The 23,255-nt window shown below is 40.6% G+C and carries 24 protein-coding genes; 11 read left to right on the top strand and 13 right to left on the bottom strand.

The genetic code is table 11. The features are described 5' to 3' along the window. Nucleotides 1–64 precede the first annotated feature (64 nt). Complete coding sequence (locus tag IC619_RS11480) at nucleotides 65–556, bottom strand: MarR family winged helix-turn-helix transcriptional regulator (protein ID WP_191140325.1); 492 nt, start codon at nucleotides 554–556, stop codon at nucleotides 65–67. A 41-nt stretch (nucleotides 557–597) separates the two neighbouring features. Further along, a complete protein-coding gene (locus tag IC619_RS11475) occupies nucleotides 598–1,380 on the bottom strand; it encodes an ATP-binding cassette domain-containing protein (RefSeq protein WP_191140326.1) in 783 nt (260 codons plus the stop codon). Nucleotides 1,381–2,198: 818 nt separating this feature from the next. Here IC619_RS11475 and thiC point away from each other — a divergent pair. Next, nucleotides 2,199–3,932 carry a phosphomethylpyrimidine synthase ThiC gene (gene thiC, locus IC619_RS11470; protein WP_191140327.1) on the top strand — a complete coding sequence of 578 codons (1,734 nt, stop codon included), beginning with the start codon at nucleotides 2,199–2,201 and terminating at the stop codon, nucleotides 3,930–3,932. Between the two features lie 52 nt (nucleotides 3,933–3,984). Here thiC and IC619_RS11465 read toward each other — a convergent pair whose 3' ends face one another. Continuing rightward, complete coding sequence (locus IC619_RS11465) at nucleotides 3,985–4,257, bottom strand: hypothetical protein (protein ID WP_191140328.1); 273 nt, start codon at nucleotides 4,255–4,257, stop codon at nucleotides 3,985–3,987. 242 nt (nucleotides 4,258–4,499) lie between these two features. Between IC619_RS11465 and IC619_RS11460 the strand changes: the two genes are divergently transcribed. From IC619_RS11460 to IC619_RS11445, 4 genes are all read left to right on the top strand, one after another. Next, entirely contained in the window at nucleotides 4,500–5,834 is a 1,335-nt protein-coding gene (locus IC619_RS11460; RefSeq protein WP_191140329.1) for an NfeD family protein, read from the top strand. 12 nt (nucleotides 5,835–5,846) lie between these two features. Then, entirely contained in the window at nucleotides 5,847–6,833 is a 987-nt protein-coding gene (gene floA / locus IC619_RS11455; RefSeq protein WP_191140330.1) for a flotillin-like protein FloA, read from the top strand. A gap of 13 nt (nucleotides 6,834–6,846) precedes the next feature. Beyond that, nucleotides 6,847–7,260 carry a hypothetical protein gene (locus tag IC619_RS11450; RefSeq protein WP_191140331.1) on the top strand — a complete coding sequence of 138 codons (414 nt, stop codon included), beginning with the start codon at nucleotides 6,847–6,849 and terminating at the stop codon, nucleotides 7,258–7,260. A gap of 85 nt (nucleotides 7,261–7,345) precedes the next feature. Then, complete coding sequence (locus tag IC619_RS11445; RefSeq protein ID WP_191140332.1) at nucleotides 7,346–8,881, top strand: pyridoxal phosphate-dependent decarboxylase family protein; 1,536 nt, start codon at nucleotides 7,346–7,348, stop codon at nucleotides 8,879–8,881. 155 nt (nucleotides 8,882–9,036) lie between these two features. On the opposite strand, the gene tpx is transcribed toward IC619_RS11445, so the two are convergent. From tpx to hutU, 4 genes are read right to left on the bottom strand one after another with little or no spacing between them, the layout of a single operon-like run. Continuing rightward, entirely contained in the window at nucleotides 9,037–9,558 is a 522-nt protein-coding gene (gene tpx, locus IC619_RS11440; protein WP_191140333.1) for a thiol peroxidase, read from the bottom strand. A gap of 44 nt (nucleotides 9,559–9,602) precedes the next feature. Further along, complete coding sequence (locus tag IC619_RS11435) at nucleotides 9,603–10,595, bottom strand: agmatinase family protein (RefSeq protein ID WP_191140334.1); 993 nt, start codon at nucleotides 10,593–10,595, stop codon at nucleotides 9,603–9,605. After that, complete coding sequence (gene hutI, locus IC619_RS11430) at nucleotides 10,580–11,866, bottom strand: imidazolonepropionase (protein ID WP_191140335.1); 1,287 nt, start codon at nucleotides 11,864–11,866, stop codon at nucleotides 10,580–10,582. Before hutI ends, IC619_RS11435 begins: the two co-directional genes overlap by 16 nt. Before the next feature lie 7 nt (nucleotides 11,867–11,873). Continuing rightward, on the bottom strand, nucleotides 11,874–13,535 hold the full coding sequence (gene hutU, locus IC619_RS11425; protein WP_191140336.1) for a urocanate hydratase: 1,662 nt from the start codon (nucleotides 13,533–13,535) through the stop codon (nucleotides 11,874–11,876). A 209-nt stretch (nucleotides 13,536–13,744) separates the two neighbouring features. Between hutU and IC619_RS11420 the strand changes: the two genes are divergently transcribed. Genes IC619_RS11420 through IC619_RS11410 form a run of 3 tightly spaced genes read left to right on the top strand, consistent with a single transcriptional unit; the run spans nucleotide 13,745 to nucleotide 15,084 of the window. After that, nucleotides 13,745–13,978 (top strand): DUF7660 family protein, encoded by a 234-nt coding sequence (locus IC619_RS11420; protein ID WP_191140337.1) that lies wholly within the window; start codon nucleotides 13,745–13,747, stop codon nucleotides 13,976–13,978. After that, the gene (locus IC619_RS11415) at nucleotides 13,965–14,294 is read left to right on the top strand and encodes a hypothetical protein (protein ID WP_191140338.1); all 330 of its coding nucleotides are present in this window, start codon (nucleotides 13,965–13,967) and stop codon (nucleotides 14,292–14,294) included. Before IC619_RS11420 ends, IC619_RS11415 begins: the two co-directional genes overlap by 14 nt. A gap of 52 nt (nucleotides 14,295–14,346) precedes the next feature. Further along, complete coding sequence (locus tag IC619_RS11410) at nucleotides 14,347–15,084, top strand: endonuclease domain-containing protein (RefSeq protein WP_191140339.1); 738 nt, start codon at nucleotides 14,347–14,349, stop codon at nucleotides 15,082–15,084. A gap of 82 nt (nucleotides 15,085–15,166) precedes the next feature. Here the strand turns inward: IC619_RS11410 and IC619_RS11405 are convergent, their stop codons facing one another. Beyond that, nucleotides 15,167–16,363: a hypothetical protein gene (locus IC619_RS11405; RefSeq protein ID WP_213260903.1), complete on the bottom strand. Its 1,197-nt coding sequence runs from the start codon at nucleotides 16,361–16,363 to the stop codon at nucleotides 15,167–15,169. A gap of 112 nt (nucleotides 16,364–16,475) precedes the next feature. On the opposite strand from IC619_RS11405, the gene IC619_RS11400 reads away from it, so the two are divergent. The 3 genes from IC619_RS11400 (at nucleotide 16,476) to IC619_RS11390 (ending at nucleotide 19,440) form a co-directional block, all read left to right on the top strand. Then, the gene (locus IC619_RS11400) at nucleotides 16,476–16,829 is read left to right on the top strand and encodes a hypothetical protein (RefSeq protein ID WP_191140341.1); all 354 of its coding nucleotides are present in this window, start codon (nucleotides 16,476–16,478) and stop codon (nucleotides 16,827–16,829) included. Nucleotides 16,830–17,102: 273 nt separating this feature from the next. Then, nucleotides 17,103–17,297 carry a hypothetical protein gene (locus IC619_RS11395; protein WP_191140342.1) on the top strand — a complete coding sequence of 65 codons (195 nt, stop codon included), beginning with the start codon at nucleotides 17,103–17,105 and terminating at the stop codon, nucleotides 17,295–17,297. 853 nt (nucleotides 17,298–18,150) lie between these two features. After that, nucleotides 18,151–19,440 carry a hypothetical protein gene (locus IC619_RS11390; RefSeq protein ID WP_191140343.1) on the top strand — a complete coding sequence of 430 codons (1,290 nt, stop codon included), beginning with the start codon at nucleotides 18,151–18,153 and terminating at the stop codon, nucleotides 19,438–19,440. Nucleotides 19,441–19,542: 102 nt separating this feature from the next. Here the strand turns inward: IC619_RS11390 and IC619_RS11385 are convergent, their stop codons facing one another. The 5 genes from IC619_RS11385 to thyA all read right to left on the bottom strand — a co-directional run bounded on the left by IC619_RS11385 (nucleotide 19,543) and on the right by thyA (nucleotide 23,251). Further along, a complete protein-coding gene (locus tag IC619_RS11385; protein WP_191140344.1) occupies nucleotides 19,543–19,866 on the bottom strand; it encodes a hypothetical protein in 324 nt (107 codons plus the stop codon). 736 nt (nucleotides 19,867–20,602) lie between these two features. Continuing rightward, complete coding sequence (locus IC619_RS11380; protein ID WP_191140345.1) at nucleotides 20,603–20,860, bottom strand: hypothetical protein; 258 nt, start codon at nucleotides 20,858–20,860, stop codon at nucleotides 20,603–20,605. Between the two features lie 156 nt (nucleotides 20,861–21,016). Continuing rightward, entirely contained in the window at nucleotides 21,017–21,418 is a 402-nt protein-coding gene (locus IC619_RS16850; protein WP_249669841.1) for a helix-turn-helix transcriptional regulator, read from the bottom strand. A gap of 397 nt (nucleotides 21,419–21,815) precedes the next feature. Then, nucleotides 21,816–22,319 carry a dihydrofolate reductase gene (locus IC619_RS11370; protein ID WP_191140346.1) on the bottom strand — a complete coding sequence of 168 codons (504 nt, stop codon included), beginning with the start codon at nucleotides 22,317–22,319 and terminating at the stop codon, nucleotides 21,816–21,818. Nucleotides 22,320–22,414: 95 nt separating this feature from the next. Beyond that, entirely contained in the window at nucleotides 22,415–23,251 is an 837-nt protein-coding gene (gene thyA / locus IC619_RS11365; RefSeq protein WP_191140347.1) for a thymidylate synthase, read from the bottom strand. Nucleotides 23,252–23,255: the final 4 nt, after the last annotated feature.

Raw genomic sequence — 23,255 nt, 5'->3', positions numbered from 1 at the left:
ATTCTACTCTACCTGATGGAAGCGAGGTCTAAACCCGTCTCAAAAGAGAAAAAACCCGGCATCATCATGATTGAGATGCCGAGTTTTCAGATAATCCAGTTCGTACTTTTAATAATAACTGATAAAATAATACCAACTCATCTGCTGTCAGATTACCATACGCACTGGTTACGAATGCTTCCAAGATCGGTTCATACAGCTGAATCAGCTCTTTCCCCTTCTCTGTTAACGCAATCAAACTTTCTCTTTGATCTTGTGGGTTTTTAGTAATTTGAACCCATCCATCTCGCTCCATACGCCTAATCATTGTCGTCATATTGCTAGGCACACAGCCTACACGTCGTACCAGTTCACTTATCGATTGCTTTTCCTCTTTGCTGATACAACGTAGTACCCCTAATTGTGTAGGTGTAGCACCAAATTGATCCGTAATTTTATGATATTTCTTCATCATCTCATCATAAACTTGTCGAAACTCTAAGTATATTTTTCTGTTCAATTCTGAATTCATATTCATCCACTCATTCACTTTCCATACTAAATGACAACGATCCATTTAGCTCACTTCTCATAAAGTCGATGTATTAAGCTAAAACTTTACGGATGGGAGCTCTTCACACGCGTAAATACTTGCATCGCTTTATACCAAGCCGCTACCGTCCCTTCCCTAACACCAGCGGTGAGCAACTTTTTCTTACCATATCTCCTACACATGCCTCTATCTAGTAAGATCAAATCATCTGCACACTCTGCCAAATGCATATCGCTAGTAGCTATGAGCGTAATGCGCTGTGTATGCCTTTGCTGTAATTCATAACATAATAGTTTTTTACTCATCTCATCTAGTTCTAATGTAGGTTCATCTAATATCCAAATCAAGGGATCAGAAATGAGACTATGCGCTAATAAATAACGATTGAGAACCTCCCCTTGTAGATGGTGTAATGGCGTATGCCGGTATGCGGCTAGTCCCCATTTAGCAATCGCTTCCACAACCCGCTTTTTTGGATTTGAAACATGGGTCGCATAAGCCCGATGTTTTAAATCCATCTCCACCGCAGTATCTTTATCCAATCTTTTCACCTTTGGGACATAGCTCATTTTTTCATTTAAAAGGTTGATATTTGAAAATTCAGAAGCACGAACGTGAGATTTGGACCAAATGAATGCACTATCAGAGCTGATTGTAAAGACAATTCGTCCATCGTCTGGTATCATCCGTGTAGAAGTGAGCCGTAGCAAAGTAGATTTACCTGCTCCTTTTTCACCTAATACTACGGTATTTCCTGTTTGTATAGAAGCCGAAAAATCTAATAAGCCTAGCCTACTTCCCAAGGTTTGATCATATTGTTTGGTCAAGTGGATCCAATCGATTTTCAAGGGTAATCCATCCTTTCAACCCTTAGACATAGCTTCACCTATCTATTAGATTATCTTTAGTATAACTGATATGTGCCTTCGTTCAAAGGAATTGTCATCTTTTTATGTATAAGGTGACGCAGTACATACTCTTCCTGCATCACCACACATCTTATAATGGCATTTCATCGAATACGCGTCTTCGGTGTATAGATGCGATAATTGTAATAGTAGCAGTTGGGACATCGAATCAATTCAGCAGTGGGAAGCGTTTCACAGATGGTCTTCTTACACTTTGGACATTTTAATGGCACCAGTTTAGAATTCACTTCATCTCACACCCCTAAATGGTTCACAACGTATAAAAAGAACGTACGTTCCTATATTTTACTTACTCTTGACTTCATAGTCAAATAGCATCGACTTTATATTAGTCTATTTAATTTTTAATATATTGTTATTGTATGCAAGATAATAAATTAATTGACAAAAAGAATAGCCGTTCCTTGATTGGAAATTTCCATGATGATGGCCATACATTTTCTCATAGGATTCTAGCAGTCTATCATTGACCAATCCTTTATTCTATGCTAACGTTTAAGTAGCAACAGCATAAACGTTAACGGGAGCTTAGAGTGAACTGGGCTGAGAGGGTGGATAACTGCCGCCGACCGTAAACCTGATCTGGATAATGCCAGCGTAGGAAACCCTTTTCTTAGGTGTAATTGTCATTATAGAAGTAGACAACTACAGCCGTACGCTTTGGCGTGCGGCTTTTCTTATTTTGATGCCCCTCCGTTTTGATCTGTGCGTTGCAAAACCATAAAGGAGGATCTACTATGAATGCTAGCCGTAAAGTATATGTGCAAGGATCAAGACCTGATATCCGTGTACCCATGCGAGAAATTATGCTCTCCCCTACGAATGATTGGAAAGGGGAACGAGAAAATGATCCAGTACGCGTATATGATACAAGTGGTCCATATACGGACCCCGATGTAACAATTGATATACGTAAAGGGCTATCTAAATTGCGTCGTGATTGGATTTTAGCGCGCGATGATGTAGAAACGTATGAGGGTAGAGAGGTACTGCCCATCGATAATGGTTTTCGTTCAGCCGAGAAAATTAAAAATGAAGATTTATTTCCACTCCATGATCATCAACCTCTACGTGCCAAAAAAGGAAAGATCGTCACGCAGATGCATTATGCTAAACAAGGAATAATCACTCCTGAGATGGAATTTATTGCCGTCCGTGAAAATATGGACCCTGAGTTTGTTCGTGATGAAGTTGCGAGAGGGCGAGCGATTATCCCCTCCAATATTAATCATCCTGAATCTGAACCCATGATTATCGGCAAAAACTTCCACGTTAAGATTAATGCTAATATTGGCAATTCCGCAGTCACCTCTTCAATTGAAGAAGAAGTAGAGAAGATGACATGGGCAACGCGCTGGGGCGCAGATAATATTATGGATTTATCGACAGGTAAAAATATACATACGACTCGCGAGTGGATTATCCGCAACTCGCCTGTCCCTGTGGGTACAGTCCCGATTTATCAAGCATTAGAAAAAGTAAATGGGGAAGCAGCTGACCTTACTTGGGAAGTTTTCCGTGATACCTTGATTGAACAAGCTGAGCAAGGGGTCGATTATTTTACCATCCATGCTGGTGTCCTGCTTCGCTATGTACCGATGACAGCTGAGCGTTTAACGGGTATTGTTTCCCGTGGTGGCTCTATTATGGCAGCATGGTGCTTAGCACATCACAAAGAGAGCTTCTTATATACACACTTCCGTGAGATTTGTGAAATATTGGCCGCTTATGATATTTGTATCTCACTTGGAGATGGTTTACGTCCTGGTTCCATTGCAGATGCGAATGATGAATCGCAGTTTGCAGAGTTGGAAACCTTAGCTGAATTGACTAAAATTGCATGGGAATATGATGTACAAGTGATGATTGAAGGCCCAGGGCATGTTCCCATGCATAAAATTAAAGAAAATGTCGATATCCAGCAAGACTTGTGTAAAGAAGCACCTTTTTACACTTTAGGACCGCTTACCACTGATATCGCTCCCGGTTATGATCATATTACCTCCGCGATCGGTGCCGCAATGATTGGTTGGTTTGGAACTGCGATGCTCTGCTATGTTACACCAAAAGAACACCTTGGTTTACCCAATAAAGACGATGTAAAAGAAGGTGTTATCGCTTATAAGATCGCGGCCCATGCTGCTGATCTCGCCAAAGGACATCCATCAGCGCAAGTGCGCGATGATGCATTATCTAAAGCCCGCTTTGAGTTCCGTTGGGTCGATCAATTTAATCTATCGCTTGATCCTGATCGTGCTCGTGAATATCACGATGAAACCTTACCCGCTGAGCCATCTAAAACCGCTCATTTCTGTTCCATGTGTGGTCCGAAGTTCTGTAGTATGCGCATTACACAAGATATCCGCAAATACGCAGCAGACAAAGGCATTACACTCGAAAATGCTGTTGAAGAAGGCATGAACGAAAAAGCAGCCGAGTTTAAAGATACTGGCGCAAAGATTTATCGGTAAATGCCAAAACCTATCCTTGAGATCAAGGATAGGTTTTTTTGTACTTAACTCATTAAACACCTTCGTACTGAGAATCCATCGCCAATAAAATTTCCTCATGGGTCATGTTGCCATCTAAGTATTCATACAGCATCCCGAGAATATAATCTTCTCTTTCCTCTGGTACTTCAAGGGCATCTAAAATCGTATTGATCGGGTCCGTTTCTTCAGATAAAATCATGACTTTCTCTGACTGCAATGCATGAACCAGCATTGCACGTGTATCATACACATCTTTCATCATACGAAGCGTAATGTCGAGTAGTTGTTTCAATTGTAAATCCATTCTATTCCCTCTCTACTATGTATGAAAGTTGTATTTCCCAGTACATGCTTACTGTATTATAGCAGATTTCCTATGGTAATCGGTCGAAAAATATATGGTTCACGATCATTTTGTTTCACATAGGAGATGCATGCGGATACGCGCTCTGATGAATTGCTAATTATGGATCATTGTATTTTTCTTTGGAATACTTTGCAGTTATATTCACAACTCCTGTATAATGAAGTGAGGAGGGGGGATCTATGAAAAAAACGAATATGAGGTTTTCTGTTAGCCTGATCCTATTTATGCTTACGATTTGGGTAGGAAGTCATATCCCATATACCTTTGGCAACACCTCACAGAATCAGATCGTATACTGGATCCCGATCGAAGAAAACATCGAGCAGGGACTGTCTCAATACTTAAAGCGTGCTTTTGCGGAAGCTGAAGAAAGTCAAGCTGATGCCATTATTTTGGAGATTGACACCCTTGGCGGTGAGGTTAATGCTGCACTTGATATCGGTAAAACCATAAGCTCCTCTTCTATACCCGTGACTGCATATATTAAGAAAGAAGCCATTTCCGCTGGTGCATACATATCGCTTAATGCAAAAAAGATATTGATGGCACCAGGTAGTACGTTAGGAGCTGCTGAGCCTCGCACAATCAGTGGAGCAACCGCTGACCCTAAAATGGTGGCCATGTGGGCGTCTAATATGCGCTCTGTAGCCGAAGCGAATGGTTATAACCCTGATATCGCAGCTGGGATGGTAGATCGTAACCTCGTGATTGATGAGGTGAAAAGTAAAGGTGAATTAGTAAGCCTCTCTGCTGAGCAAGCGGTTACCTATAAATTTGCAGACAAGATCGTAGCTGATCGTACCGAGGTGCTCTCACAGCTTCAACTACAAAATGCTGAAGTAATCGAAGTCTCACTGACACCAAGTGAAAAATTTGCTCGCTTTATTACGAGCCCTTATGTAATTCCTGTTTTATTTTTGATTGGGCTTGCTGGGATTGCCGTTGAGTTATTTACTCCAGGATTCGGTTTACCTGGCGCTGTGGGCTTAAGTTCATTTGGACTCTATTTTTTTGGACATTATATTGCTGGATTTGCTGGACCCGAGATCCTCATCTTATTTGTCGTAGGAGTGTTTCTCATGGGGATTGAGATTATTGTTCCTGGATTTGGCATATTTGGTCTCCTTGGTTTTGGTTCATTGGTTGCTGGGATTGCCTTTGCAGCATTTGATCCCTTTTTTGGACTCACCTCGTTTATTATCGCCCTTATGCTTACAGCTGTGGGCATCATCATCGCGATTAAATATTTTGGTGTAAAAGGAACATGGAATATGTTTATTTTAAGAAGTGAGCAGAAGAACGAATCTGGTTATAACAGTTCTAACGGAAAGCACACCCTTATCGGAAAAAAAGGTGTCACGACAACGCCACTCCGTCCATCTGGTTGGGCGCTCATAGAAGGAGAGCGTTTCGATGTAATGAGTGAAGGTGCATTTATTGACCAGGATACACCCATTCAAGTGGTCCGCGTTTCGGGTGCTAGTGTGTTTGTCCGTTCCCAAAAATCATCTTGAGGAGGTAATTGAATGGAAACAGGTATTCTTACCATGGTTTTTCTTGTTATTGTTGCAGTGATTGCTATATCAATTTTGTTTACCTTTGTCCCCGTCATGCTCTGGATCTCTGCCTGGGCTTCAGGTGTGTATGTCGGACTTACAACTCTGATTGGCATGCGGTTACGCCGTATTGTTCCCTCACGTATTGTAAATCCTTTAATTAAAGCGCGTAAAGCGGGATTAGATGTAACCATCGATCAACTTGAAACACATTATCTAGCAGGTGGAAACGTCGATCGGGTGGTAGACGCCTTAATTGCTGCTCAACGTGCTGAAATTGATCTTGTTTTTGAACGGGCGGCCGCCATCGATCTCGCTGGTCGTGATGTATTAGAAGCCGTGCAAATGAGCGTAAACCCGAAAGTAATTGAAACCCCTGTTGTTTCAGCGGTAGCAAAAGATGGTATCGAAGTGAAAGCGATTGCTCGTGTAACCGTACGTGCCAATATCGAGCGCTTGGTTGGTGGTGCTGGTGAAGAAACGATTATTGCACGTGTCGGTGAAGGGATTGTAACCACAAATGGTTCAGCAGATAGCCATAAACAAGTACTAGAAAATCCTGATCTCATCTCCAATACCGTTTTAAAGAAAGGATTAGATGCTGGTACAGCTTTTGAAATCCTATCGATTGATATCGCAGATGTCGATGTAGGCAAAAATATTGGGGCCACTTTACAGACCGATCAAGCTGAAGCAGACAAGAAAATTGCACAAGCTAAAGCAGAAGAAAGAAGAGCGATGGCTGTAGCGAATGAACAAGAAATGCGCGCTCGAGTAGAAGAAATGCGTGCCAAAGTAGTAGAAGCCGAAGCCGAAATTCCACAAGCGATGGCCGAAGCACTTCGTGCTGGAAAGCTCGGTGTAATGGATTACTATAATTTACAAAACGTGATCGCGGATACGGATATGCGTAAATCGATCGGAAAAGAAGAGAACGATGACCCCGAAATGACATAATGGAGGTGGTCATATGGAGAATATCTTTGAATTTATTTTCGACTTTATCTTTGGTAACTTTATAATCGCCATCATTGTCATCAGCTTTATTATCAATGCAATTCGAGGTGCCTTTTCTAACAAAGGTCAAACTCAGCCTCGGCGCTTCGATCCAATGGAATGGTTAGAAGATGAAGATGATGATGATGAGGAAACAGCGTGGCAAGACGATCAAAAGGAAAAAGAAAGTCCACAGGTTGAGAAATGGCGGAAACGGATGGATGACCTACCATCTCAAAAGCCGATTCGTGTATCTAAACCTAAACCTAAGTCTTATCGTCCCGCAAAGCAACCTGCTCTCAAGCAAAACTGGAAGCAAGCGATTATCTTAAAAGAAATTTTGGATCAGCCACGTGGCAAAAGGCCTTGGCGACCACCTTCTAAATAACGATAAACTCCACTATTAGGCTGAAATGGTGGAGTTTATCCCATTTTTCGCGAAGTGATAAAGATTCACATGGGAGGGAATAAACTTGCATCATTTTCAACCGAACGAGTCAGGCGACTGGACTTCAGAAGAATTTGAATATTACGGCGCGCAATTATTATCCTTGTTAAAGCACCATTTTGACCACATTCGTCATCTACCCGTTTCAACTTCTATCTCACCAGCTGAATTACACCAGTTACTCGATCAACCTTTACCAGAGCAAGCACTGCCATTCTCAGAGACCCTCCAAGAAACATGGGATCATGTAATACCAAACTTAACGCATTGGAATCATCCTTCTTTTCATGCCTATTTTAGTAATTCTGCCAGTTATCCAGGGATTTTGGCCGATCTGCTCATATCCTCTCTCAATGTAAATGCAATGGTATGGAAATCAGCTCCGGCTGCATCTACCCTAGAAAAAGTGGTCTTGAAATGGCTTGCTGAGATGATAAAGTTAGACCCTGCAACGGATGGTGTACTTTTAAATGGCGCTTCCTTGGCCACTTTTTATGCGCTCGTAGCCGCCAGAGATCTACACGCGCCCATCGATATCGATATCCGTAATGAAGGATTAATCGGTCACACCAATCTGCCCAAAATGCGCATATACACCTCAGATCAAGCCCATAGTTCAGTAGATAAGGCCGCAATCGCCTTAGGAATCGGTCTGAATAACGTCGTTAAAATCTCTTCAAATGAAAATTATCAAATGATTCCTACAGAACTGAAAAAAGCGCTTGAGCAAGATTTAAAGCAAGGTTATTTACCGATTGCTGTCATCGCTACCGTAGGGACGACATCGACCGGAGCAGTAGACCCCATTCAACCGATTGCGAAATTATGTAGAAAACATGGGGTATGGCTTCATATTGATGCGGCGTATGGTGGCTTCTGGAATTTAGTGCCGGAAATTGAAATGCATGCAGAAGACCTCTCATTAGGAGACTCGCTGGTGGTCAATCCACATAAGGTCCTTTACACGCCACTTGAGGTGACCGCTTTGTTTTGCAAACGCAAAAATGCACTAGCAAATAGCTTCCGCTTAGTCCCTGAATATCTAGAAACAACTAAAGAAGACGGTAGTACCGATTATATGGATTATTCCCTACAGCTAGGAAGAAGCTTTCGTTCATTGAAGTTATGGTGGGTCATTCGTACATTCGGGAAAGATGGTTTAGCCAAACAATTAACACACAGTATTGATTTAACCAAATGGTTATCCGCAGAAATTGCAGATCACCCTGATTTTATTCAAATTGCCTCTTCACCATTTGCCCTGATATGTCTCCGGGTAATCCCGCGAAAAATACAAGCTTTCTTACCCACAGCAACACCAGAAGAGCGAGCGTTACTTGGAGGCTATATCGATCAGTTGAATCGAGCCATCCTCGAAAAATTAAACCTAACGGGAACCACATTCCTCTCACACACCGTAGTAAAACAAGGTTATGTGATACGCATATCTATAGGTAATATTCACACTGAATTTCGTGATATAGAGCGATTGTGGGAATTACTAAAAAAAATAAGCGGCGAGACGATACAGCAGTTAACTTTACCATCATTTGTGGATTAGGACCCCAATAAAGTCACGAAAAGTCATGCCTATGTAGACCCGATTCAGTTCCTTTCTCTTTATAATAACCACTCACTACATTCAGAATGGATCATCGATTAAGGAATTATAAAAAAAGCTGTAGCCAAGGTTATTCCTTAGCTACAGCTTTCCCATTAAGCTTCTAATGCTTTTTTGGCAGCGAGTACAGGTGCTTCATAGTCTGGATGATCGGTTGCTTCTGCTACGTATTCCGCATAAACCACCTGATCGTTTTGATCGATTACAAATACACCACGTGCAAGTAGACGAAGTTCTTTAATCGCGATGCCATAAGCGGTACCAAAAGAAAGATCACGATGATCAGATACCGTTTGTACATTTTCGATACCAGCGGCACCACACCAGCGTTTTTGAGCAAATGGCAGGTCTACGCTGACCGTATATACTTTAACCCCCGATAGATTAGCTGCTTCTTCATTAAAGCGACGTGTTTGAGCATCACATACTCCTGTATCTACGGACGGAACCACACTGATAATCCGTACACTCCCTTTGCTATCCGCTAAGGTAACAGGAGATAAATCATTAGCAAGCACTTGAAAATCAGGAGCTTTATCTCCTACTTTCACTTCAGCACCTAGTAAGGTTACTGGATTTCCTTTAAAGGTGATCGCACCTGAACGTTCCATACTCATATTGACTTCCTCCTTAATCACTATGTAACTTTTCTATCTTACCATTAAGTTGTAGAAAAATCATGATTTGCTTTGCATATCCCGGACAAGAAGGACAACATCACGTGGGTAACGGTACGCACAGATACGGATCCCACATCGCGAAATGGATCGAGACATACCATATCAAAGGCATGTACCTGCTCTTCTTGTCCCAACTGATATACCGCTTCAAATAGTTCCCACGAAGTAAGTCCTCCAGGAGATGAACCTGGTGAACCGGGTAAAGCGGCTTGATCTAATACATCAATATCTACTGTGACGTATAGAAGATCGACTTTCGCTTTTAATAAAGCAAGCGCCTCATTTAAAACTACTTGCATACCACGCTCCCGAATCTGACGCATGGTATAGTAAGTAATCCCTTGTTCATCTACATATGCTTTATAAGCACGTGAGTTAGCAAAACTATGGATGCCTAGTTGCATCACATCTTCCCCACGCAAAGTTCCCGATTCAATCAACCCTCTAATCGGCGTACCATTACTGGGGCCACCACTTTCTAAACTACGCACATCAAAGTGAGTATCAAATTGAATGAGCCCAACCCGTTTACCTGGGTTCGCTTTTACAAACGCCTTTACAGATGGGCAGGTAATCGAATGGTCACCACCCATAATGAGTGGAATAAAAGTTTTTTGATCTTGATGAGCTGCATAAACCTCTGCCATCCCCTGCTCAATATTCTGATGACAAATCCCGATATCGGTCGTATGCATACGAATATCTCCGAGATCACGCACTTGTAGGGGTGTCAGGTCTACATCATGATCGACATCATATGTGGCAAATCCCCGCCAGCTTTGTCTAACTGCAAGTGGAGATTCACTGGCCGCCGAAGCGCTAATCGAAGAACGAGAGAGCGGAACACCCACAAATCCAATTTGATACGAATCATCGGGCTGTCTTGGCTTAATCCATTGTGCCACTTTCAAATCAAGAGGATCGACTTGCTCTTGCTGATGCTGTATCGGAGCAGGGTTTAAGTATTGAAACATAATTGACCACCCTTTACCACAAATTCTCCATTTTTCAGTACAGACTCTACAAAGTTGGTGCCGAAGTTGTATTGTAGCATGGCATAATTAGGAGCATCCATTATGATCACATCTGCCGCTTTACCCACTTCTAAGCTCCCTACTTCTTTCGCTCGCCCGATCGCATGTGCCGCATTGATCGTAGTAGCAGTCAATACTTCTGCGGGAGTCATTTTCATATTGAGACAAGCTAAATTCATGATGAGTTGTAAGGATTCGGTAGGAGATGATCCTGGATTGCGATCCGTTGAGAGTGCTACTGGAACCCCCGCAGCAATCATGTCCCGTGCGCGAGCATACGGCGCCATCAGGTAGAAAGCAGTTCCCGGTAATAGTACCGCTACGACCCCTGCCTCAGCCATCGCTTGAATGCCTTCATCTGATGCTTGTAAAAGATGGTCTGCCGATACCGCACCTACTTTAGCCGCTAACTCCGCCCCACCGAGTGGTTTAATTTCATCAGCATGTACTTTGGGGATTAAACCGTGCTTTTTCCCAGCTTCTAGAATTCGTTCAGACTGCTCTACTGAAAAAACACCCGCTTCACAAAACACATCACAAAACTCAGCCAGATTCTCTGCTGCTACTTTAGGCATCATTTCTTCAATTACCAACTTGATATAAGCTTCTGGATCCTCTTTATACTCAGTTGGGACAGCGTGTGCGCCCATAAATGTCGAAACGACGTCAAGCGGATGTTTTTGAGCCAATTGTTTCGCGGCACGTAATTGCTTCAGCTCATCTTCAAGTGTTAGACCATAGCCACTTTTAGCCTCTACTGTGGTTACCCCTTGTAGCAGAAAACGATTTAAGCGCGACCAAGTATCTTCAACTAAGACTGCTTCACTTGCCGCACGAGTCATACGGGTACTGGCTAAGATCCCGCCACCTGCTTGTAAGATCTCAAGATAACTGGCACCGTTTAGACGCATCTCTAGCTCATATTCCCTGCTACCCGCAAATACTAAGTGCGTATGTGGATCAATAAAACCAGGAAGTACAATCTTACCTAGTGCATTTACTTCCTCGACATCTTCATTTCCCCAGTTTTGGACAATAAAACGTTCTACTTCCTCTTTTGTTCCAATGGCTACAATTTTACCCCCCTCCATAGCTAAACTTCCGTTTTCGATAATACCAAGGTCAGACATAGCCTCACCTATCTTCGGTTGCTCGCTTGCACCACGCATCGTAATCATTTGGTTAGCCTGATGTATCACAATTTTTTTCATCTTAGATTCACCCCATCATCGGTATGTTGACATCATGTTTTTTGGCGTTTTCTTCTGCTAAATCATATCCAGCATCGACGTGTCTTACAATTCCCATCCCTGGATCACTGGTTAACACACGTTCCAAGCGCGCTGCTGCTTCTTTGGTTCCGTCTGCTACGATCACCATACCGGCATGCATTGAATAACCCATTCCTACACCACCACCATGGTGTAAGGAGACCCAGCTGGCACCATTTACAGCATTAATCATGGCATTCAGAAGTGGCCAGTCTGCGACCGCGTCACTACCATCCTTCATCGCTTCGGTTTCTCGGTTTGGTGAAGCCACTGAACCGCAATCCAGATGATCTCGTCCAATTACGATCGGCGCTGATAGTTCCCCTGATGCCACCATCTCATTAATAATGCGACCAAATTTGGCGCGTTCTCCATAACCCAACCAGCAAATCCGAGAGGGTAACCCTTGGAATTGTACTTTCTCACGTGCCATTTTGATCCAACGTACGAGATCTTTATTATAGGCAAACTCACGTAAGATCACTTCATCCGTCTTATAAATGTCTTCTGGATCTCCAGACAATGCCACCCAACGGAAAGGTCCTTTTCCTTCACAAAATTGAGGACGAATAAAGGCAGGCACAAAGCCTGGGAAATCAAAAGCGTTTTGAACCCCTTCTTCTAATGCAACTTGACGGATGTTATTGCCATAGTCAAAAGTGATGGCTCCTCCTTGTTGCATTTCTAACATCGCTAATACATGAGTCGCCATGCTCGCTTTTGACTGACGAATATATTCATCTGGATTTTCTGCCCGTAATTTCTCCCCTTCAGCTAGCGTTAGACCGATTGGAAGATACCCGTTTAATGGATCATGGGCTGAGGTTTGATCCGTCACTAAATCGGGTTTAAACCCTCTTTTATTCATCTCTGGTAATAATTCTGCAGCATTCCCTAGTAATCCAATTGATAATGCTTTACCCTCTTTTTTTGCTTCTTCTGCTAATTGGATTGCTTCATCTAAAGCGTCAGTTTTTGTATCGAGATAGCGGGTGTCTAGACGACGTTGAATGCGATGGGGGTCACACTCAATCGCAATGACAACTCCTTCATTCATAGTCACAGCAAGTGGTTGTGCTCCCCCCATACCACCCAGTCCAGCTGTAACGGTAATCGTCCCTTTTAATGACCCCTTAAAATGCTGACGACCTGCCTCGGCAAAGGTCTCATATGTACCTTGCAAAATGCCTTGTGTGCCAATATAAATCCAGCTACCCGCGGTCATTTGCCCATACATCATCAGCCCACGTTGATCTAAATCACGAAAGGTCTCCCAATTGGCCCAAGCAGGAACGAGATTAGAGTTGGCAAGGAGAACTCGAGGTGCATCTGCATGCGACTTAAATACGGCAACTGGCTTACCTGATTGCACCAGTAACGTTTCGTCATCTGCTAACTCGGTCAACGTTTTTACAATCGCATCATAAGATTCCCAATTGCGTGCCGCCTTCCCGATTCCGCCATACACGACCAGCTCTTCCGGCTTCTCCGCAACATCAGGGTCTAAGTTATTCATAAGCATCCGTAAGGCCGCTTCCTGTACCCAGCCCTTCGCTTGCTTTTCTGTTCCGTGTTTTGCTTTGATCACGGTATTTCTGATTTTCTCCATCTCTTTTCCTCCTTGTATTCGTTTTCGTTAACTTTCACCTCTTCATAAGGTATCATTTGCTGAAAATCCAAGGCAAGTTACTGCACTAATATATTAGAGCAATTCTGATTCGATATCCCCATTTATTCAGAATTCGCAAACGACGACGCTTCAATTTTTCACCTGCGACAGGTTATAATAAAGAACCCAACTAACAAAGGAGCACACTTATGAAATTACAGGAAATGGTAACCTCGATTCAAACCAAAGCCGATTTTGTAGCATTTGTAGAAGCACTAGAAGATCACTTAGAGACTGACCCAAAAGCATGGAAACATACAAGCCTTGATGACTATATTGAAGCAATTGGAGATTGGGTAGAAGATATGGAGGATACGCTGCCTCAAGAGCCTACATGGCAAATCGTAGGTGAAAAAGTAGAGATGGAAAATGAACCTAAATAAAACCTATTTCTTGAACGATGTCCATGCTCAAAAAATGGAATTATACCTTTCCTATGCAGGCTATGGTATCGGGGAACACGCAGGGCTAGACTCTGCAACCTATAAACTGGCATCTTTAGATGTGAAAGATGCAAATATAAAAACCTTCCTAAGAGATAAACAACATCGAGGTCAAACAGCTATGAGAAGTATTGGAAAACTGGTCAAGTTAGCAGTAGATCTATACACAAATCGTCTTACAGCTGGCGTTACTATACATGATGTGTTTCGTGCATTAGTAGCTACAACAAAATGGCTTTTCAGGATAAAGCATTAAGGTAGCGAATTAAGAAAATAGATAAGTTAGCAAAATGAAAAGGAGGAGGAGAATGAATCAAAGTAAGCTTCGGTTGTGGCTCCAGAAACGATTGAAAGCAAGGCGTAGGAAGCATTATAAGAAATATCAGACCAATCGAGAACTAGAATCTCTACCTGCGTTCTTGCGTGCGATTGGACGCATGATTGAATCCCGTATTCTTGGTGATACTGCTGTTTTTGATTACCAATTCGCCAAAACACAAAGTCCAATTGAAAGGCGTGTTTACAACGCTTTAAAAAGCAGGTATAAGTTAAAAACACAGGTTAAAGTAGATAAGTATCGAATAGACATTGCTATTCCTAAGTATAAGATTGCGATTGAATGTGACGGGAAAGCGTTTCACTCGAGTCATTATGATAAAAAAAGAGACCGCTATAAAGATGAGATACTGCGGGCTCATGGCTGGACGGTATTACGATTTACAGGTACCACCATTAATAAAAATATGAAGGTTATATTCGCAAAAGTTCAAGTGGCGGTAGATGCATACGAGCCACCATGGTATAGGAAAGCTTGGTCGCTTCTTATTAGTGGGAATACCAAACGAGCTAAGATTTACATACAGGAGAGCAGAGAAGAAAAGCAAAATCCTATTGAACCAATTGAAGAAACTCAACTTGAAACAGCAGCAGCAACGATCAACGAATCAGAGCCCCTGACACAATCGAACGAGATCAGCGACAATGACGACATGAAAGAAGTACCTGAATTTGTTCGACAAGCAATCGAACGACAGAAAAAAACATGATGCTCTCTTGCGAGGGCTATTTTTGTAGACATATAAAATCCTCCCCGAAAGTGGGAAGGTTGGAATTTTACTATATCAATAGTTAAGGTCTTACCGCATACATTACTCTTCTACCAGGATATTCTGTTACAGTCCATAACTCATTACGAGCTGGCCAATAATATAAGTCTTCTGGACCAATCCCTGCTGTTTGAGTAATAACCTCTCCATTAGGTGTTGTCTTATATAACTTTCCATGACTAAATTCTCCTGCACTAGTCATAACATACAAATGATCATTTAGTGTAAGTGCTCCTTGTGCATGAGCTTTGGGCAATGGATAAATTGCCGTTGCATGCGCTAAACCATCACTTGATGTTTTTAGTTCACTATTTTGAAGTGGCCATCTCGCCATACGACCGTACAGAGTAGCATCATTTTCAGGATTAGGTGGATTACAGTATTCCCCTGAGACTAAGGAATCGGGAGCCGTACTACGATCCAGACCAACAAAGCTAAATCGTGGAGCGGCGTCAGTTGTACATCCGGATGATCCAGTTTGTTGCTCAGGTATCGTCCATGCACCTACTTGTGCCATTACATATCGATATCCATGACCATAGTAAGTTCCATTATGCCGACCAACCTTATCTTTATCTGATACATCCCCATTGGTACTAGACGTAAGATCATAAATATTTCTCATGTCAAACACACGAAAACCTTCTGTTGTATCAGCTACATATAAGTAGTTTCCATACCATACGATGCCACCAGCATGTATATTTACAGCTTTATAACTGGGGTTTCCATAAGAATTCGTGTAAGGCTCCACAAGTAAAACATGACGGTATTTGCCCGTTTCAGGATCAAGAAAACTAATTCTTACTCCTTTGTCTTTATGATACCAACTTACTACAAATGCCTGCTTATTTCCCCAAAGATCGTCTTGTTGTGCATCTCCTACACCGCTTATCCCCTGTGGGTACCATTCATTAGTTAGATTATCTCCAGTATTGAAACACCAAGAATCTATAACATCACTGACATCTGAAATAGCTAACGAATTACAACCGTGTTCTGCCTGTCTATTCGCTTCAGCTAGCAAATTTTGAATACCGCTTTTGTTTAATTCTTTATCCAGTTCTAAAGTTTTCTCAGGTAAATTCATATCATTTTTCCCAAGGATAAATAAATTTCCATTGACTGAGTTTAATGTTCCAGCACTATAAGCCACTGATATGAATAAAAAAATTGACACAAGACTAACAAGAATACTTTTAAATAAACATCTAATCATATCTAACCTTCCTTTGATTGTATTTTTGAAAAATATATTGATATTTTCCATATAAATATATTATAATGCAATTGTATATAGTATTAAATATAATTAGATAGGAGTAATAATTATGTTTATGAAAAAAATTGGTATTTTAGCAGTCGTTAGTGGATTTGCAGTTTCAGCATTCACACCTTCAACAGCTTCTGCAGATGGAAATGGAGAATGGGATCGCACTCAATATTCTACGTTTAAATCACAGAGTGTAAACTTTAATTCCACTGGTGGTGACATTCGCTATTGTGTAGTGTCCGGTGCTAAAAACGTCACTTACAAACTATATACTAGTTCTGGGACACATATTGCAAGAGGAGACTCAGTCCTAGATCCAGGTGAATGTGAGACTATTAGAGATGTAAATAAAGGAGATTACTATATAACTAAGAGTGGTAGCGGATACACTGAAATGAAATGGCAAGATTAATAATATATTTAAACAATTAATTGATTGAATGTTATTACTCAATAAGTTTCGAATCGCATCCTAATTATTGGGATGCGATTCTTATGTGTTAAACCAATCCTTAAAAAGCAACCACAACCACCGAATTCGAACCGATTCAGCTCCCGAAGCAGTCTGATGAAACCGTGCCCAATTTTGTACGCAAGGCCCTTTTGATGCTCTCTAGCGAGGTCTTTTTTGATGGCACTTTCTGAAATTGATTAAAGTTAACCCTAACATGTGGAGTGTTCTTAGATGAACATAGCGGATCTGAATAAATTAGATAAATTGATAACTGTAAATGGTAAGGGCAGAACGGCGATTTCGATTGTAGAAGCATATATGGAACTAATCAGAGAAAAAGGTTTTGATCTCACAATTGATGACATCGCACGATATCTGCGTTGTAGCTATGGGACATACTCAAAAAGTGATTACACCTCATCTTAGACGTATCGCAATCCATACTGCTGCGCGTAATATGTTGATCACATCCGAATACTACCCGGAAGATGATGATCTATTTTCAAAACGTCGCTTGTACACGAACTCTGATTTTGAAAAATACTTGTTAGAACATCTCAATTAACTCAGACCACACTGTCAAATTAAATGCTGAGCTTAAAGAAGTTCGTAACTTTTACATACACCAATCAAAACGAACCTTGAAGAGAGCCAGATTCAAGATCATATTTTATGTTTATTTGAATTCACAACCGCTATTTATTACATGGAAAGACCTATGATGGACTATCTTAATAACTTGGCACAAAATAAAGGCGACAGAGGCGCTAAAGATGTACTTACAGACGTTGTACGAGAGGATTAAGTGCTACGCAATATAATTCAGACAAGTTAGAATGGTAGTAACATCCTGCAGGCCATATATGAGCTTTAAAAAAACAAGATGAATGGATTGAACGACTAGAAAAGAATGTAGACCAAGATTTTGCTACTGTATCAGATCTCATGCATGATTGGGTGTATAAACAATCTGAAGTAGATCGGGAGATTGAAGACATCAAACGTAAACTGAATGGCGAAAACGGCTCCTAGTCAAGAGCACCGTTTTTATTTATGTTAATTCTGCTAAATCTATTATCATACTTGAGTACTCGGAATCAATTCTATCTCTAAAAGTTGAAATGGATCTTGCTAGATTGAAAAATGATGCTTTTTAACACTTTTTAACATACGTTACAGAACAAAGTGCGATACACTTAAATGGTATGAAGCAAAACCAACGCATTTGGGAGCGGTTTTGTTTCGAAACCTACCATTATGATTTATGGAGGCATGATATATGAAACATACCTCAGGAGGAATCATGCATCACACGAAGCTTTTTATCATCACATGTATTATGTTTAGCACCGTGATGATGGTGCCTGATTCAGTGAGTGCAGCCTATTACAATACGTATACGACAGTTTCATCACTTGGCAATGCCCATGGTAGCTACGCTACACAAGGATTTGGCGTGGGATCTACCTACACATACTCCGTCAAAGTGAATGGTGATGATACCGCGGGAGTCATTTACCGTACGAAAATGAGTGATGGAACGACTACACTTATGAAGAACGGTACCAGTATTGTAAATAGATATTATGCTGACTTTCTAGGGCATGGCAACGACATGGCGCTTAGTAAAATCAATGGCGAGTATTATATGTTCATCGTTACGATGAAAAAAGGGAGTTTAAGCTTAGTCAAGCTAAAGTATGTAGGTACAACCTACTATAAAGTAGGGAACTACACAATCAAGTATAATGGCGCAGATAAAGCCATGTCCGGCGTGAAGATTATGAGCAAAGATGCGAATAACATACACTTCCTCTTTAAAACAAAAACAAAATTTTACAAAGGTAAACTTCCCCTCACTGCAAATAGTGGTACGATCAATGTAGACCATGCCTTTAATCTAAATGTGAAAGATGCACGTGTTAATGGCAGCACGATATCAAATATCGATTCGTATGCTACCCAAGGAATCGGGTTACACAAAGATACCTTATATTTTCCCATGACTTACAAAAATGTAAGTATTGTACTCGTCTATCGTAATATCTCTCGTGCTTCAGGAACCATTAAAGCTGATGATGACCTATCCTTTCGTATTACATCTAAGAAATACGCTGATCTATTCGAGATCGAAGGTGTGGGGATTGCCAACGGAGACAAGCTTTGGTTCAACACCAACCGGCGGAAACAAGCGGGCGACACGGCTTCTGATAGTGTAGGCTATTTCAATGGATTTAGCCTCTCCTCTGGAGGTTCTGCTGCTCCTAACGGAGAATGGGATCCAGTAGGCGCACCCGTTGAATTCAAAATGCAAAGCCCTGTCCGTCATTCGACTGGTGGGGATGTGGGATTTAAGTTGCTGAGTGGACCAGAAGGTTACTATACCGTATGGGAAGATGATCCAGATAATGCGGATGATCTCGTCAAAAAGATCTATTTAAAGAAAGGCGTAACTTATAATGTTAAAGATATTAATCGCTTTGTAGATGGAACAAACAAAGCTGCTGAGTTTTATCTAACAAAAGATCACAACACATCTACGTATGCCAAAGTGCAAGTATATGATTAATCTCATCGAGTAGAATGTTAAAGCTCACCATGATAAAGCGTGTATACCTTTTCGTGGTGGGTGTATATATTTACTCATGATAAAAGCAAGGTTGCCTCCGCTCTATAATTCAATTAATTTGTTGCTTAATCCTAATGTTTCTACGAAATTATATCGTGTAAATGTTCCTGGAGTGAATGTAGCGCCTCCCTGTTTCTTATTTCCAAAAAAGCTAATCGAAACATCATTTTTGATTAATATACCTTTTTCAGTGAAAACCATAATATCATGTACTGGAAAATCTAACGGTCCTTCTGTTCTTATATTCACTAACATAGCTGGATATTCTTTACCAGCATCAATCTCTGGATGGTCTCCATCTTTAGTGTAGTAGTGTAAAAGCTCTCCAATTGAAATTTCTCTTGTGTTCATTAATCGGTTGGACATATAAACATCTCCTTTGTTTGGTCTATCTTAATTATAAGTTAGTTGTCGTGTTTCATGGTCTCACGATTGTCTCAAAATAGTCTCACGATTATCTCAAATTAAAAAGCGAGGTTTCCCCCGCTTTTCGTTGTAAGCACTTATGTTGACCATATATTAAGAAATATTGCATTCTTGTCAAAACATTTTAATCAAAATGATGCCATTTGCGTTTTATCAAGAAAAACAGGATTAGCGCGTTGATAATATCTCGGTAAAAACGATTATACTCCAATAAAATATCTGGATTAAGATAAATAGCTATGGGGATCGAAGTAAGTGTGTATATAAAATATGCATATACTGCCCATCGTTTTCCTATGAGGATACTAACGGATACAATAAGCATAAAAATCATTGTGGGAAGGAGAAACCAATTGGATATATCCATGCTCACTAGTATGATTGACGGAATCATTCCCAATGCGTAGCCTATGATCATACACCATAGCAGAATAGAAAGTATAATTCCTCTTTTTTTAACTATATCCATATCATTCACCTGTTATATCAAAATATAATTACATATAATGATAATACATTTATTTTATTATCTCTAGTGATATAGTCAATTTCATAATTGCTACTCAATTAACGCTCAAGTAGGTACGTTTTGATCATCCTAATTGGTCATGAATGTGAATAACGATTTATTTATCATTAAATCCGAATCCGACAACTTATGAAACGCATACTTGATCTACTCAGAAATAGTATATAGCACAATAAACATAATAACTGCTACAGCTAGACCAGTTAGCCCTCTAGGTATTACAGGTCTACTAAACCAGTAATGTTTTGGAATCCATGTAATCATCTTAAGATGTAGAAATATTAAGATGCATATAATCGGCATGGCATACCAAAAGGAAACAGACCATTCACTAATCATTTTCGCTAGCAACATCGTCACTGGGATTAAACTTAGTTCTAATACGGATGACTGTGTTGTTTTCATTTCTCTCTTCCAATCGTTTAAGTGTTCGTATACCTCTTAAATGCTTCCTGACCACTTACTCTCAAACTAGCCTTTAAATATACACGCTAATCTCGAAATCCAGCATTGAATCCACATGACTATTGAAGTGGGGAATGTTTGTTCAAATCATCTCATTTAATCTATTGCAAAAATCCTTTCAATCGGTTCCCCTAGCTGTTTACTTATTTTAAGTGCTAATTCAAGGGTGGGTTTGTAATGACCATTTTCAATTGCAGCAATGGTTCGAACTGAAACATCCACACGATGAGCTAGCTCTTGTTGTGTAAAACCAGCTCGATTTCGAAATGCTTTCAATTTATTTTCCATTATTTTTTGCCGTTTTTTTGCCAAAACATACTGGGTAGAAAAAAAGATCATGTTTCCAGCGATCAAAATAATGAATGAAGTTGTCAATTCTCTTAAAATAATTCCTTCATAAAAAACTAAACTCAGCAATGCCAACTGATAAAACATGGATTGTAATCTTAAAGCTCGAAATGTAATATGCATATGCATCTCATCTATTTTTTTAAACAATAATTTTCCTCCTTTTATTTTTATATCATTCATAATAATACAATTACATAGGTAAAGGCAACCTTCTTCATTTGCAATTTGTTCTGACTGTTTGATTGACTTCAATATATCTTCCTTCCCATCATCTTGCTATTAAAAGCCCACCCCGATAAGGCGTTTATATCTCTTCGTAGTAGGCCACTTGCTACTGATTAATTAGTCGTTATTTCATCCAAATAAGTGATATCAAACTCGCGTAGTCCATATTTCTTTAATCTGGCTACCGTTTCCCGCTCAATGATAGATCACATGGAACGACCTGGGTAGGGTAGGATAAACCTGCATGCCATTCCGATACAGCTATCCTTTTTTACGACAAAAAGTAGGTAGTATGGGGGACACTACCTACTTTCCACTGCTATACTGACCGTTTCTCATATTCATAAAAAGTGCAGTCGTATTTATTTTTCTCATCTTTCTTGTGTGTCGTGGATGCAACTTGCTTCCAATCACCAGGAAGGTTGGGGAAATAGGTATCCCCATCAAAATCGTAATCAATCTCCGTGATATAGGCTTTTGTGACATGGGGAGCGAATAACTGGTAGATTTGTTCCCCACCGATTACAAAGACCGGTTCTTTCAATTTCATTTGTAGAACCTCATCAAAGGTCATCGTATCACTATTGGGATAAGGGAAATGTAGGTCTTTTTGCCTCGATAAAATAATATTTTTTCGATCTGGTAACAGTTTTCCCAGAGATTGAATAATCGAACGGGCTGTGTTATGCCCCATAATAACCGTTTTTCCAACGGTAAGCTTTTTAAAATGTTGCAGATCGGCAGGCAAACTTCTTCCCCATGGCATATCCCCATCTTTGCCGATTACACCATTTCGATCTTTGGCTACAATGATTGCAAACATATTCGTATCTCCTTACCCAAATGTGTTGATTTTCATTATTTTTCCATTTTAGAGTCGTGTATTTTGGATAATCAACACTACTGCTCCTTACCCTTTTAAATCGCTACTTCTGCTTTTAATTTCGGGCCATGCTTGTAATCGACTAATTTGAAGTCCTCTATGGTAAAGTCATTCATTTCCTTCACGTTTGGATTGATCCAAAGCGTAGGCGCTTGAAATTCAGGTAACGCCATTTGCTCTTGAATGATATCGATATGTCGATCATAAATGTGGACATCACCCAAATTACAGGTCATGGTGCCTACTTCTAAATTTGTAACCTGAGCGACAGCCCGCAAAACAACATAATACTGGTAGATGTTAAAAGGTAGTCCCAAAAAAACATCTGCCGATCGACTCGTCACAATTAAATGGAGTTTACCTGCTTTCACGAGCCATTGCGTGCTATGCCAACAAGGTTCAAGCTCCATTTGATCGAGATCGTCGATGTTCCACCAGGTTGTCATATGTCTCCGGCTTGCTGGGTTATGCCTGAGCTGGTGAATGAGATAATCGATTTGATCGACCATTGCCCCGTTTAACTGACGCACTTTCTTTCCTGCCTGATAACCGTAGCTTTTACCGATATGATTGTCGGCATTGGCCCATTCTTTCCAAATTTTCACGTTATGCTCATCAAGATATGAACAATCACTCGTTTTTTCTACGAAAAACCACAGCGCTTCGATAATAGGCGTTTTGGGTGGGACATATTTTGTCGTAAGAATGGGAACCTCCGTACCATCAAAGTGAAGTTGTCTGCCAATGATGCTTTTCGTATGAGCTGGTGTCCCATCTGCCCATTTTGTTCGTACGTTTTGATCTTTATCCCATATTCCGTTTTCTAAGATATCGTTTACTAACTGATTATAAATTTGATCTGTTTTAGACAATGGT

Origin of the sequence: Polycladospora coralii, from assembly GCF_014773435.2 — a bacterium.
GTDB lineage: Bacteria > Bacillota > Bacilli > Thermoactinomycetales > Thermoactinomycetaceae > Polycladospora > Polycladospora coralii.
This window is presented reverse-complemented; position numbering and strand designations above follow the sequence as displayed.